10 protein-coding genes are annotated in these 13,290 nt (G+C 72.4%); all 10 read right to left on the reverse strand.

Annotation, left to right across the window (positions count from 1 at the left end):
- Window positions 1-15: 15 nt before the first annotated feature.
- The 10 genes from OHO83_RS13690 to OHO83_RS13735 all read right to left on the reverse strand — a co-directional run bounded on the left by OHO83_RS13690 (window position 16) and on the right by OHO83_RS13735 (window position 13,267).
- Complete coding sequence (locus OHO83_RS13690; RefSeq protein WP_330279538.1) at window positions 16-2,184, reverse strand: hypothetical protein; 2,169 nt, start codon at window positions 2,182-2,184, stop codon at window positions 16-18.
- The gene (locus OHO83_RS13695) at window positions 2,184-6,014 is read right to left on the reverse strand and encodes a putative baseplate assembly protein (RefSeq protein ID WP_330279539.1); all 3,831 of its coding nucleotides are present in this window, start codon (window positions 6,012-6,014) and stop codon (window positions 2,184-2,186) included. The genes OHO83_RS13690 and OHO83_RS13695 overlap by 1 nt, the downstream gene beginning before the upstream one ends.
- Window positions 6,001-9,126, reverse strand: coding sequence for a putative baseplate assembly protein (locus OHO83_RS13700; RefSeq protein WP_330279540.1), 3,126 nt, complete (start codon window positions 9,124-9,126; stop codon window positions 6,001-6,003). The genes OHO83_RS13695 and OHO83_RS13700 overlap by 14 nt, the downstream gene beginning before the upstream one ends.
- Entirely contained in the window at window positions 9,123-9,515 is a 393-nt protein-coding gene (locus OHO83_RS13705; protein WP_266675065.1) for a GPW/gp25 family protein, read from the reverse strand. The genes OHO83_RS13700 and OHO83_RS13705 overlap by 4 nt, the downstream gene beginning before the upstream one ends.
- Complete coding sequence (locus tag OHO83_RS13710) at window positions 9,512-9,847, reverse strand: hypothetical protein (protein ID WP_266675064.1); 336 nt, start codon at window positions 9,845-9,847, stop codon at window positions 9,512-9,514. The genes OHO83_RS13705 and OHO83_RS13710 overlap by 4 nt, the downstream gene beginning before the upstream one ends.
- A 19-nt stretch (window positions 9,848-9,866) precedes the next feature.
- A complete protein-coding gene (locus tag OHO83_RS13715) occupies window positions 9,867-10,403 on the reverse strand; it encodes a phage baseplate assembly protein V (protein ID WP_266675063.1) in 537 nt (178 codons plus the stop codon).
- A 62-nt stretch (window positions 10,404-10,465) separates the two neighbouring features.
- Window positions 10,466-11,605 (reverse strand): hypothetical protein, encoded by a 1,140-nt coding sequence (locus tag OHO83_RS13720; protein ID WP_329433670.1) that lies wholly within the window; start codon window positions 11,603-11,605, stop codon window positions 10,466-10,468.
- Window positions 11,598-11,963, reverse strand: a complete 366-nt coding sequence (locus OHO83_RS13725) for a hypothetical protein (protein WP_330279541.1) — start codon at window positions 11,961-11,963, stop codon at window positions 11,598-11,600. Before OHO83_RS13725 ends, OHO83_RS13720 begins: the two co-directional genes overlap by 8 nt.
- Before the next feature lie 11 nt (window positions 11,964-11,974).
- Window positions 11,975-12,661 carry a hypothetical protein gene (locus tag OHO83_RS13730; protein ID WP_266675060.1) on the reverse strand — a complete coding sequence of 229 codons (687 nt, stop codon included), beginning with the start codon at window positions 12,659-12,661 and terminating at the stop codon, window positions 11,975-11,977.
- A gap of 57 nt (window positions 12,662-12,718) precedes the next feature.
- Window positions 12,719-13,267, reverse strand: coding sequence for a HEAT repeat domain-containing protein (locus OHO83_RS13735; protein ID WP_266675059.1), 549 nt, complete (start codon window positions 13,265-13,267; stop codon window positions 12,719-12,721).
- Window positions 13,268-13,290: the final 23 nt, after the last annotated feature.

Raw genomic sequence — 13,290 nt, forward strand, 5'->3', positions numbered from 1 at the left:
GTACGGCGGCACTGCTCATGTCACGAAGAAGATTCCGGCGTCCGTGCCCGCGGGCGTGTACTCCGCGAGCCGTGCGCGCAGACCGTCCTCGCGCTGCGGCCGGTACAGGTCGTGGAAGGCGCCCATCTCGGCGCCGTCGTCCGCGCCGCGCCGGAGCTCCTCGGGGCAGCCGTCGGCCAACTGTCCGTACCAGGGAGTCCCGTAGCGCACGGCGGCGAACAACGGCTGTACGCCCGGGGTGAGATCGGGCCGGCAGCGGTGCCGTCGTGGCGTGCGCGAGCCGGTGGGGACGTACGAGTACCGCAGGCAGCCGATGCCGCGCCGGGCCACCTGCAGCCTGCCCGTGAAGACCGAGTTCTCGGCGATCTCCACCGCGTGCGTGTGGACTTCGCCGATGACGGTCGTGCGGTGCGCGTGCAGCACGGCGTGGGCGAGGCGGCAGTCCGGCGCGGAGAGGGCCTCGCGGTCGTGGCCGGTGGCGTCCAGGATGCTGTCGCGCAGGTGGATGTCGAGGGGGTCCTCGCCGACCTCGTCACCGATGACCTCGATGGTGCCGAGGACGCTGTGCTCGATCTGGAGGCAGGCGGTGGTGCGTTCCAGGACGATGCTGGGCTCGTCGGGCGAGTGCGGCTCGCACTCGGGCTCCAGCGACCAGCCGGGTACGAGGGTGGTGTGCCGGAGGACGACGGCTCCCATCGGCCCGGTGACATTGATGCCGCGCCCGGCGACCAGCAGCCCGTCGAGGACGATGCGCGGCCGCTCGTGCGGCGCGCAATCGTCGTCCACGGCACGGATGTTGAGAGCGTCGGGCCGGTTGCTGTACCAGTCGAGCAGGCGCATCACCGGTCGCGTGCCCTCGGCCGCCCGGAGCTCCAGCCGGTCGCCGGGGTCCAGGTCGAAGTCCAGCTGCTCCTGGTAGGCGCCGCTGTGCGTGATCTCGATGATGCCGTCGGGGCCCGTGCGGTCCGCGCGGCGGTCGTCCCGCCAGGCCCGGTACGCGTCCATGATCTGCCGGTACGGCTGTCCGGGGCCGACCCGGTAGAACGCCGCGTCGGGCCGGTCCACGCGGTCGGGCCGCTCGTACTCGCCGCCGCCCATGTCGGCGCCGGACGCGTAGTGGTAGTCCACCCACACGCCCTGCCGGGGCGCCGAGCGCGCACCGAACGCGATCCGCCCGAGCTCCGGGTCGACGGCGACCTGACCACGCTTCGGCCGGTAGCGCCAGTCGGACAGGTCCGTGACCACGATGTCGGACGGCGGTACGGGCTTGTCCTCGCCGTCGCGCCGGACGACGAAGCTCTTGCCGGGGCCGTAGTAGTCGAGGAGGCGGTCGTGGAGCAGCCGGCGGGTGATGAACGCGGGGACGTTGTCGGCCGTGGCGATGTGGGTCGGCGACGGCTCCGGTACCGGTTCGGTGACCAGGGGGCTGTCATGGCCGAGGATCGAGAAAGTGTAGAGGTTGCGGGCGCGGTCGATGCAGTACGCCGGAGAGGACGTCAGCGAGTACGCCCTGAGCCGCCAGACGAAGAGGCCGACACCCGCCGGGGTCCAACCACCCTGCGTCTTGGACGAGTCGGCGCGGCGGACGTCGACGGTGCGGGCCGTGCTGTCGAAGGGGCCGCCGGCGAGCGCCAGCGCCGAGCCGTCCCGGAGGTCGAGGAGGCGGCCCCTCTCCGCGGCCGCGTCCCGGTACAGCTTCACCGACTGGTGATGAGCGACCAGCCGCGACAGCTCGACAGTCCGCGCGGGCCAGCCCGCGACCTGCCCGGAGATCTCCTCCAGCAGGTGCAGGGTCCCCTTGCGGCGGCGGCCCGCGACCGTGGCCGCCACGTCAGCGCGCGGCGCGACGGCCTCGGCCAGCGCGGCGCGCCCGCCCTCGTGCAGTCCCGCGGTGAGGACGCGTTCGTAGCCCGGCAGGGTGCGGTATCCGACCAGGTCGCCGAGGTACGGCAGCACCCAGGGGGCGGCCGTCTCCACGAACAGGTCCTCGTAGCCCTGCTCGACGCCGTCGCGGACCCGGTCGAGCTGCTCGGCGATGACCGCCAGCAGCGCGCGCAGCGGCTCGCCCTCCTCGGCGTCGCGCAGGAGGTGCCAGCGGGGCAGCAGGGCGGCGAGGCCGTCGGGCTCCCGGTTCGCGGCGAGGGCTGTCGGGTCGAACTGGACATCCGAAGAGTTCGCAGACATCACTTGACCTCCGTCAGGATCAGGGTGTCCACGGCTCGCGGGGACAGCAGGGCGAGCTGGGCGGGGCGGATGCCGCGGAAGACGAACACCGACCGGCCTTTCACCAGGCGCCGGGTGTCGGTGATGTCCGGGTTGAGGCGCAGGAGTTCGGCGAGCGCAATGCCGTGGCGCGCGCAGACCGCCGACAGGGTCTCGCCGTTCGCGTCACGGACGGTGTGGATCTTCTCGTCGTACGTCGCCTCGCGCGCGGGAACACTCGGCCGCGGCGGGCCGGGGTCGGCGAGCAGCTCGGCGAGCTCTTCCGGGGTGGCGGACGCGGGGACGCCGTTGAAGACGTCGACGTCGACGTAGTCGACACCCGGCACGGTGTGGGCCGCCGCGAGAAGGTCGGAGAGCCGGGCGGGCCGCCCCAACTCGCTTCCCTCGTAGCCGAGTCGGCGCAGCAACACCTGCCGCAGCCGTGGTTCGACGAATTCCCAGGCGTGGTCCGGGGCGACCTTCACCCTGGCGGCGACGAGCAGCAGGACCAGCTCGCGCGCGTCCACGCGGACGGGCAGGTTGACGTCGCCGTACTCGGTGAGCGCCCCGCGCAGGGCGCGCAGGGTGGCTGATTCCCGGCTGTCCGCGTCCAGGGGCACGTCGTCGGTGCCCGCGACCGTCACGTGCAGCACGCGCCGCCGCCCGTCGAAGAGTTCGCGTGCGGCGGCCCGTCCGATGCCTGCCCGGGAGCGGGCGAAGTCCTCGTAGTCGGCCGCCGAGACGAGCCGGTCGAGGGCGGACACGGCCAGGGGGACCGTCCGGCGGGTCAGGCCGGGGCCGTCCGCGTCGGCGCCGCCCGTCGCCGGGCGGGGGTTCGTGACGGCGGTGACGCCGAGCGGGCGGGTGAGGGGCTGGGTGAGGCGGTCGGCAGGGACGTTGGCGGCCCTGCCGGTGCCGAAGCGGTAGCGGGCGTGGACGTTCTCGTGACCGCTGGGCAGCCGCGCCCCGTGCACGCCGTCGCCGAAGGTGACCGTCGTCCGGCCGTCGGAGGCGGTGCCGGTGATGTAGGTCCGTTCGCGCGGGCCGCGTCCGGCAAGGCTGTCGACCTCGTGCCACAGGACGCCGTCGACCCGGATCTCCAGCACCGGTGTGGCCCCGAGGGGGTTGTCGTCGGCAAGCCAGGTGAGCGGGGACTGCCAGAGGGCGAACGTCTGGTTGACGCGGTCCGAGTCGCCGCTGCCGATGGCCTCCTCCCTGCTCTCGCCGTGGGTGGCCTCGACGACGTTTCCGAGGATGCGGACCGTCTCGCGGCGGTAGCGGTGGGCGAGGTCGGTGGTCAGGGTGAGGTGGGTGTGGACGCGGTCCCCCGGCAGTCGCGGGTCCACGGTCGCGTCGGCGGCGGCGATCGTGACGACCTCGGTGGCGGTGACGCCGACCGTCCCCGGGATGTCGCTGCGCTCACCGGTCACGACGAGCGTGCGTCCGGCTCCCAGCCCGTCGTACAGCTCGGCGAGTTCGATCCCGTTGCCGTGGACCTCCTCGCCGAGCGGCTCGTCGGCCAGGCGCAGCGGCGCGCCCGCCGCGTGCACGGTGGTGTCGCGGATGTGCGACAGCAGGACGTCGAACTCGTCCAGCCAGGGGTCGGCGAGGGTGAGTTCGGTGCCGCGGCCGGTGATCCCGTAGTTGCTGTACGCCGCCGTGCGCACGGCGACGACCTGGGTGGTGACGAACGCGAGCTCGGCGTCGCCGGGTATGCCGTCCTCGGCACCCTTGGCGGGGCGCTGGATCGCGACCCAGCTGCCGACCGTGATGCCGGTGTGGACGGTGTCGAGCTGCAGCACGCGCCGGTCGACGGACTCGGGCCTGCCGGCGATGACGATCTCGACCTTGGGCTCGCTGCTGCCCACCCCGTAGCGCAGGCTCACTTCGTACTCACCGTGGGTGACCTGCTGGGTGGTGCCCGGGCGCAGGGGGATCTCCTGCGTGGTGCCGTTGTGGATGCCGACGTGGATCAGGCCGTCCTCGTCCGGACGGGACACGAACAGGGTGCAATCGGGCAGACCGTCGCGAAGGCGCGCGGTGACGCCGGGCTCCTGGGAGTCGGCGGCGGGGGTCACCCCGCCCGTACGAGTTCGGGAGTGGGGGAAGGTGAGCCGGTTCAGGTCGCGGTCCTGGGCGGAGCGCGTCGACAGGTCGACCTGGCCGGGGCCCAGCGTGAAGGAGATCTGCCCGGCGAGAGGCAGCGGCACCGCCCGCTGGTCGGAGCCGTTGCCCTCGACGTACTGGAACTCCGCCCGGATCGGCGCCTTGCCCGCGGTGTCGTGGACGACCCGCAGGCTGGTCAGTACGGCCCCGGTGAGCGGCCAGTCCGCGCTGCGGATGACCCGGCCCTTGTCGTCCTGGACGGGCTTGAGCGGGGCCGTGGCGCCGAAGGGGGCCGCGGTGACCCGCATCGCGAGCAGGTCGCGCAGGAGCTGCGCGCTGCCGGGGGCGACGGCCGCCGCCCTGCGCCAGGCCGGGTAGAGGCCGGGATTGAGGGCCGCGAGGACGGCGGCGGGGTCGGGACCGGGACGTGAAGCACCGGTTTCCGGGGCGGGACCGGTGGCACGCAGGGCGGGAAGTACGGCGGACAGCGCCTGGTAGGCGGCGGCGCGTGGGTCGCCCTTCGAGGGTGCGGGGAGCTGCGGGACGAGCCCCGACGGCGCCGCGGCCCGGCGGCTTGCCTCCGCGCCGCCCTCGGCGCTCGTCGCCGGCGCCAGTTCCCGTGCCTGCTCGGCGAGTTCGGCCAGTACCGCCTGCAGCCGCTCGAACCAGGCCGCCACGTCCTGCCACGGTTCGGCGAGCACTTGCGCCTCACCGAGGCGGGCGACGGGCTCCGCGAGGCAGGCCGCGAGGCTCCCGGGTGTCTTCACGTCGTCCAGGGCCGCACGGAGCGGGGCCAGCACCTGGTCCTCGAAGTCCTCGATCAACCGGCTCACCGGCCGCGGGTTCGGGACCTGCGGCGTAGGCGGCTCGTCCCCCGGCTCCCCGGGCGCCGCGGGCTCGGCGGTCCACCGCCGCACCTCGTCGACCAGCTCCTTCAGCGTGGGCGGCGGCGACTTCTGCAGGGAGATCGCCGTGAGGTCGTCGTCCCGGTCGATGCGTACGCCTGCGACGGGCAGCAACTTCCGTTCGCCGGCCGCCTGTTCGCCGAAGACGAAGAGCAGCTGGTCGCCGGTCTGCAGGGAGTTCGCGGTGCCTTCGACGAAGAGTTCGGAGCGGCGCTCCAGATCCTCCGGGGTGACCAGGGACGGCCGGCGCCTGCGCACCTTCAGCTCGTTCCAGTCCCAGCGGGCCGTGAGGTCCCGGCCGGTCTCGAAGGTCACGGACTCCTCGTCGGCGGAGGCGGGCACGCCGTGGGTGCGCGCGCCGCGCGGGATCAGCACGGGCAGCGCCTCGGCACGCGGGTCACGTTCGAGGGTGTACGCGAGGTGGGTGGTGGCGGCGACACCGGGCCGCGGGCGGTGGCCGACGAGCCGCCCCAGCAGCACCAGCGACCGGTGCTCCCCCGCCGTACGGAGGTAGGCCTCGTCGGCGATCCGCTCCGAGTGGAACGTGAGCAGGTCACCGAGGACGGCGGTGGCGTCGAGGAGGCCGATCGCCGGGTCGTCGGGGGTACGGACGGTCAGACCGCCGAGCGCCGGGTACGCCGGTGAGGCGAGCCGGTCGAGCAGGGCGGCCAGGAACGAGCCGTACTCACCGACGCGGTAATCGAGGGCGGTGCGGCCGGGCGGGTTGTGCGGCGGGGCGGGCGCGAGACGCTCGTCGTGGCCGCCGCGGCAGCCGCAGGCGCACTCTTCAGAGGCGGTCATCGGGGGCACCTCCCAGGGATATCGCCAGGTGGCCGTTCTCCGGCCGGTCCGGGTCGTTGTCGCACGCGGCGATCTCCAGCGGGCCGAGCCGCAGCACGCCGTCCTCCCTCTCTCCTCGGTCCTGCTCGAACAGTCGCCGGAAACGGTCGACCTGGACGTCCCGCACGCCCGGCACGGCCGCGGCGACGGCGATCAGGCGGCTCAGGCGGACGGGCTCGCCGAAGGTCAGCGCGTCCGGGTGGAAGAACCCGAGCCGTCCGCCGGAGAGGCGGCCGCTGCCGAGGACGCGGTACAGCTCGGCCAGCACCTGCCCCTGCTGATGGCCGGGCGTGACGCACACGCTCAGCGCGATCTCGATCGGCACCGGGCGGGCGGGGCCGACCACGAGGTCGTGGCCGATGCGCCGGTACGCCTCCAGGGACTGCTCGACGCGGGCGAGCAGCTCGGCCGGCGGCTCCGCGCTGCCGTAGGCGTCGATCGCGACATGGGCCTCCTGGACGCTGCCGGTCCAGCGGATCTCCGCCGCGGCCCGCTGCACACCCGGCAGGGCGCGGGCGAGGTCCGCGTAGTCCTCGGCGGTGACCGCGCGCAGGCGGGTGCGGCGCAGGTCGAGCGGGGCCAACTGGCGTGCCTGCTCGACGGGTTCGGGCTCGACCCCGCCGGTGGCGGGCAGCGGGTTGCGGACCACGGTGGCCCGCGGCTGTTCGCAGTCGCTCTGGATGACCAGGTGGTTGATGGCCTCCGCGCCGACGTTGCCGGCGATGCCGCCGCCGAGCCGGTAGCGCAGGGCGAGCCGGCTGCCCGGCGTCGGCCTGGCGCCGTGCCGGCCGTCGCCGAAGCGCAGGGCGACACGGCCGTCGTCCTCCAGCTCCCCGACGAAGTGCCGGTCGCGGGGCCCGCTGTGGAGCAGGTCGCGGCGGGGCGTCCAGGTCAGATCACCGTCCTCGACGTGTACGGCGGGCAGCGCCCTGCGCGGGTCCTGGCCGAGCGCGGCGGCCGCGGATCCCCGCAGCACGGGCTCGTCGGGGTGCAGTCCTGCCGCGTACGCCGGTCCCCAGCTGTGCGCGATCTCCCAGGCGATGTGTCCGTCGAGAACCGCGCCCGCACGGGCCCGGGACGCGAGAACCGCCACCCGGCGCAGCTTGGTGTCGAGTAACTCGTCGTTCCTGTGAAGGAGTTCGCGCAGAGCGCGGACGGGGTGCGCCCGCAGTTCGTACCGTTCGACGACCTTCAGGCCGTAGATCAGGGTGAGTTCGGCGATCTCGCCGTCGGCGAGCCCGTCGCGGTCGCGGGCGCTGCGCCACAGCTCGACGAGCCGCTGCCGCACCCGCCCCGGAATGGCGGCGATCCGCTCGGCCTGTCCGGCGGCCACGGCCTGTGCGTCCGGGAAGGGCACCGCCTGGACGACCGGGGACCGTCCGAGCACCGGGCGGAAGCGGGGCGCGATGCCCGGGTAGACGGACTGCGCGAGCAGGGTGCGCAGGGCGGCCGTCTGGGCGTACGCCGTGCCGGGCACGACGCGTTCGTGCCGCTGCCCGGCGCGCTCCAGGCCGAGTCCGGCGCGTACGGTCGCCGCCTCGCCGACGACCTCGAACAGCTCGCGGACGTCGTCGGGCCGCAGCGCCTCGCCGCTCTCCGCCGTGTCCGTGAGGGAGTTGACGAGCCGGGCGGGTGCGTTGCCCTCCTTACGGTCGTAGCAGCCGAAGGCGGGAGGATCGCAGGGGGCGACGACGGCCGGCTCGGGCGGCACGGTGGACGTTGGGGGCAGTCCGGTGAGGGTGCGGCCGTGGTCGACGAGGACGACGTTGCCGCGGGCCAGGGTCACGTCCTCGACGGGCAGGCAGTCTCGGCCGCCGCGCGTGGTGAGGCAGAGCGGGAAGCGCAGGGCGTCCTCGGCGGCCCAGGTGACCTCCAGGACCGGCTGGTCCTCGATGCGGTCGACGCCCGGGGTGACGGAGGTGAGACGCACGGCCTGGCGGTGGCGGGGATCGGCGTCGCCGGGGGTGCCGGTGCGTGGACCCTTCACCTCCTCCAGGACCAGTACGTCTCCGGGGCTGAGGGCGAGCCGGCGCTCCCGGCAGGTCTCCGGGTCGTCCCACTCGTCGCGCAGGGTGGCTGAGGTGGCGCCCGTGGGCAGGGTGCACACCTCGCCGCCCCAGGTCCACAGCCGGATCCTGTTGTGCGCGACCTTCAGTTCCAACGGGTCGGCGGCGACGACCGGTTCGAAGACCTCGACCGAGCCGCGCTCGTCCAGGTCGCCGAGGTCGTTCTCGTCGATGACCGTGCCGGGCTCGGGCCGGTCGTGCGGGTCGAGCGTGCGGACGTCGACGGAGGCGAAGCGGAAGGTGCCCGGCGCGAGCGTGGTGTCGCCGGCGGTCTGCACCGTGACGTAGGCGCGCGCGGTGCAGCCGTCGTGCATCGCGTAGTCGATGAGCCGGACGTGCCGCCGCACGGAGACCCGGCGGCGCGCGGTGTCCAGGTAGGCCTCGGTGGCGACCGCGTCCTGCTGGTAGCTGATCTGGTCGCCGGTGTACGCGAGCAGTTCGACGAGCGTGACGCCCAGGTCGGCGGGGTTGCGCTCGACCCGGTCGGGGGTGGTGAGCGCGAGCCGGTCCAGGAGGAGCTTGCGGATGGTGTCGTAGTCGCGGGCGGTGTAGTCGATGACGGGCGCGTCCGGGAAGTCCGTCTCCTGGGGCTCGGCCTCCTTGCAGTCGAAGGGGGTCGGGCAGTCCGGCAGGAAGGAGAAGGACGCGCGGTGGTAGCGCTGGTCGAAACCGCGGAAGGGCTCGGTTCCCGGGCGGCCGTACGGGTCGGTCTCGACGAGCGAGAACACGTACTCCGAGGTGTCTCCGGCCCGGTCGAGGGTGACGTAGAGCCGGTCGTCGAGCTCGGGATCCTCCTCACGTTCGACACTCACATCGACGGCGGTGATGCCGGTGATCCGGCGGCCGCCGTCGACACGGACGTTCTCCGGTCCCAGGCCGTGGGGCGCCTTGCCGAGGAACAGGACGGTGAGCAGCAGCCCGTCGTCACCGACCTCGACGCAGTCGACTCCGTTGAGCTGAGCGGCTCTTACCTTGACGCGGCGGGAGGTGGTGGTACCGGTGGTCACGCCGCCCTCCCTTCGAAGACGTCGTCCGCGCGGGTTCCGGTGGCGCGCAGGACGTACGACAGGTGGACCCGGACGGCGTCGTCGGTGCTCTCCACGTCGAGGGCCACCACGTCGATGAGGTCGCCGAGCCAGCGCTGGAGCGAGGCCTGCACGGACAGTTCGAGCGTGCTGACGAGTTCGGGGCTGTTCGGGGCGAAGACCAGATCGAGGAGCCCGCAGCCGAAGTCGGGGCGCATGACCCGCTCGCCGGGGCTGGTGAACAGCAGTTGCTCGATCAGGTCGTGGACGTGCTCTCCATGGGCGGCGTGCGCGGTGCGCCCCCGGCGGTCGGCACGGAAGGGGAACGCGATGTCGCTGCGCGGGCGGGTTCCCCGGCTCGTCGGGCTCATCGGACGGTCACCTTTCGCTGTGCGGCCTGGACGACGGGCGGCCCCTGCGGCACGAACGCCGCGGTGAAGCACTGGGCCGCGGAGGTGTCGAGCAGCACGGATGCGCCGTCGACGGTGATGCCGGCGTCGTCGGCGGTCCAGCGGACCGAGACGCAGGGCTTGTGCACACCGTCCTGGGTGTGCGGGCAACCGGTGACGACGTACGCGTGAGCGGCCGTCGCGACGGCCGCTCCCCCGATGCGTACGCCGCCGGAGGGTGTGGTGGCGGCGGTGACCCGGCCGCCGTGCGGGCAGCCGATCACGGCGCCGGCGTCGAGCAGACTCCCGGACACTTGGTGCTTCCCCCGTCTTCTATCGCTTCGAGAGCACGGTCAACTGGCCCTCGTTGATGGTTACTTCGTTGCCGCGGAGCACGATCTGGGCGCCTGCGCCGGTCGCGACGACCACGGCCTCCTTGGTGATGCGGATGTACGCGCCGCCCTGGGCCTGGAGCAGAATCCCCTGCTCGGCGCCGACGGTGTCGTTCATGACGAGCTTGTGCGCGGCCGGCGTCTGTACGACCACCGGTTTGCTGGGCGAGTCGGCCGCCAGCTCACGCCGCGCGTCGGGCGGCAGCTCCTCGGCGGCGCCGTACCAACACCCGGTCCACACCGGGAAGCTGGGGTCCCCCTGCTCGAACTCCACCCAGACGCCCGCGCCCGGCGGCGGCACCACGAACTGTCCGGCCTCGGGCCCGGTGAACGGCAGGCACGGGAGCGCCCAGGTGGACGCCTCGTCACCGAGGACGTCCGGGACCTCGACGGTGATCCGGCCGATGCGCAGCGGATCGTTGTTGTCCACGACCCGGCCGCGGAACTTGCCGAGGTAGCGATTGCCGTCTGCCGCCATGCTGAACTGCTCCTGGTCTGTGCGGAGTTACGAGGTTCTGGGGGCTCTGCGAGCTGGGTGGGTCAGGGCCGGACGTAGTCGCTGCGCGCCTCCAGCCCCTCCCTGGAGAGGGTGAAGTTCTGCTGGAAGGAGCCCGGTCGCAGGTTGTGCGTGACGGACTTGACGTAGTAGTCGCCGTCGTACGCCCGCCCCGAGCCGCGCACGCCGACCAGCTGGCGGGGCTGCAGGATGTATCCGTGCCGGTTGACGTCGAGCGAACCGGAACCGGAGACGACGTCGGCGGACACGGCGGCACGGGCGAGGAGCTCGGCCTCGGCCTGCTCACGCTGCTGCTTGGCCGTCCCGGACAGGGTCCTGCGCTTGAGGGCCGGGGTGGGCCGGCGCCCGAGGGGCGGGCGCAGCGGGCTGATCGGCGGCTGGGGAAGGAGAGTCGACTGCCGGGTCCCGGGATCCTGCCAACGGGCCTGGGGCTCTTCGCGCGCAGTCCCGTCGTAGGCGAAAGTCAGCTGATCAACGGTCGTATTGGCATCCATGTTGACGTTGAGGGCGTGCTGACGGATGCCGAGGCGGACCTCCGGGCCCCAACGGGCGGAGGACTGGCCGGGGTTGGGGCCCGGCTCCAGGTAGAAGGTGTAGCCGTTGGCCCGGGCGAGGTCGGTGACGTACTGGAGATCGGTACCGGTCTGGTAGTGGACGCGGAGATCCTGGTGCGGGGGCTGGGCGACCTTCTCGGCGTAGACGTCGGGCCGCACACCGTAGTCGGAGTACCGGCGCAGGATGGCCAGCACCCGCTCGGAGGGCGGAAGGTTGGGATACCGGGCGGTGCGCTCCTCCAGGTCCATCAGCAGCGTCAGGTCCTCGCCGGTGACGGTGAGGGTGGAGTGGCCGGGCTGGTTGCTGGCACCGACCTCCTGCCGCACGATGAGCCCGTCGAAGAGCACGTCGGGGGTACCCCGGACGCTGACCGTGACGATGATCCGCGTCTTGGGGTCGAAGAACCCCTCGGGCAGGAGCCTCTGGTTGATGATCCCGGTCTTGGTGAGGTCGAAGGCGATCTGAAAGCCGCTGCGCTCCCCCGCGGTGGCCGTGATCTGCGCCGACAGCAACGCCTCGGTCACCTCGGCCGGCACCGGCCGGGCGAGCTTCGGCCCCATGAGGAGCGTGATGTGGACGGGACCCTGTCCCACGGGCTGCTCAGACACGCCGGTCCCCTCGGGGCAGCCCGCCGGCGAACGGGACCTCGACGACGCGCCCGGCCTCGTCCGTCAACTCCCTCGGATCCAGTACGGGATTGGCGTCGGCTATGCGCCACCACTGGCCGGGGTCGCCGAAGAAGCGCTGGGCGAGCAGATCGGGGCGCTCACCCGCGCCGACGACGTGGTCCTGCGTCTCTTGCGCGTCGAGCGGGGGCAGTAACCGGCGCTTGGCGTAGCGGACCTCGGTGCCGTCCTCCTGGCGGTGAATGCCGATCTCGGCGTCGTGGTACCGGCTCGTCCGCGGATACGGATGGGAGCCCGGTATCGCCCCCAGCGCACTCCCATAGGACTCGATGTCAGCCATGGCGGTGCTCCTCAGCCCCTTCCGCTCAGTACGTCTGCTCCCGGCAGCCCGAAGGCCCCGAGACTCCCGCCCCGCGCGGCCGCGGCCAGTCGCTCCTTCTGGGCGAGGTGGGCCATGTAGAGGTCGGCGCCGCGGTGCCCGGCGGGCAGGTCGCTGACGGTGAGGATCTTCATGCCGATACCGAGGGAGGCCCGGATCGGGTTGAGATTCACGTCGAACGCCGACTCGTTGACGGACAGTTCGGTGAGCCGGACGGGCATGACCCGCTTGCTGCCCCACGTGAACAGCGTCAACGGCATCTCGATCGGGCTGATCTCGATGGTCCCGCTCTGCGCGAGCCGGCTCGCGGCGCGGAGCTGAGCGGTGGTGGGCTGCACCAGCATTTCCAGCGTGGCGAGCTGCGGATGAATCCCGTCGGGAGCAGCGATCTCCAACTGGTCGGTGGCATCTATCTCGGCGGTGAACTTCCAGGTCTCCTGGGCCGGCCCTTTGAGACGCAGCGCCTCGTTCCTGTCTCCCCCACCGCTGCCTCCACCGCCACCGTCCCCGCTGTCGCCGGCGGTCTGGGGGGCGATGCTGCGCTCCAGGGTGTCGGGGTTGAACTGGAGGACGATGATGCGCTGGGGGGTGCCGGTGTCGGGGTTGACCACGACTATTCCGGAGCGGATGGGTTTGGGGATGTCTGCGTAGCGGGTCACCCGATGAGCCTCCTGCTTCAGGAATTCGCCAGTTTTGGACGTGGGGAACGACATCGCCTACATTCCGGCGGCCTCGTACGCCCGCAGGACCATGGAGGCCCGGGCGCGCACCTGCTCCTCGGGATCGTGGGCCTTGATCTCCTCGAGCATCGGCTTGAATTCCGGCCATTCGATGTAGGCGAGCGACGAGATGGCGATGTCCCGAACCCGGTATTCGTCGTTTTCACGGGCGGCCTTCGCGAAGGCGTCGAAAAACTCCTCGTCGAACTCGCGCGGCGCACCAAAACCGGCACGCACAAGCGACTGGGCCAGGCGCCGCGGATCCTCGTCCTCCTGGATCGCTGCCAGCAATTCGACGAGGCTCTCGATTTCGTCCTCGAGGTCGACATCCATTTGCCGGACGACCCGCTCGGCGAGCTCCGGATCCTTGCCGACGCCGACGAGGCAGCAGTCGTTGGAGATGTGACTTTCCAGATAGCCGAGCACCACTTGTTCCGTAACCCCCCAATTCACCTCGCGCCCAGTGCCCCGGTCGAAGTCCCGGTCAGCTTCGTACACGACGGGCCAGCCGTAGGACTGCGCCAACTCGTTGATTTCGTCGGCCATCGGGGAGTGCCGCAGCACTCGCC

The sequence above is a fragment of the Streptomyces sp. NBC_00569 genome, from assembly GCF_036345255.1.
Taxonomy (GTDB): domain Bacteria; phylum Actinomycetota; class Actinomycetes; order Streptomycetales; family Streptomycetaceae; genus Streptomyces.

Coding starts and splice junctions, on each gene's coding strand:
- OHO83_RS13690 (WP_330279538.1), bottom strand. CDS start 2,184: ATGTCTGCGAACTCTTCGGATGTCCAGTTCGACCCGACAGCCCTCGCC.
- OHO83_RS13695 (WP_330279539.1), bottom strand. CDS start 6,014: ATGACCGCCTCTGAAGAGTGCGCCTGCGGCTGCCGCGGCGGCCACGAC.
- OHO83_RS13705 (WP_266675065.1), bottom strand. CDS start 9,515: ATGAGCCCGACGAGCCGGGGAACCCGCCCGCGCAGCGACATCGCGTTC.
- OHO83_RS13715 (WP_266675063.1), bottom strand. CDS start 10,403: ATGGCGGCAGACGGCAATCGCTACCTCGGCAAGTTCCGCGGCCGGGTC.
- OHO83_RS13725 (WP_330279541.1), bottom strand. CDS start 11,963: ATGGCTGACATCGAGTCCTATGGGAGTGCGCTGGGGGCGATACCGGGC.
- OHO83_RS13735 (WP_266675059.1), bottom strand. CDS start 13,267: ATGGCCGACGAAATCAACGAGTTGGCGCAGTCCTACGGCTGGCCCGTC.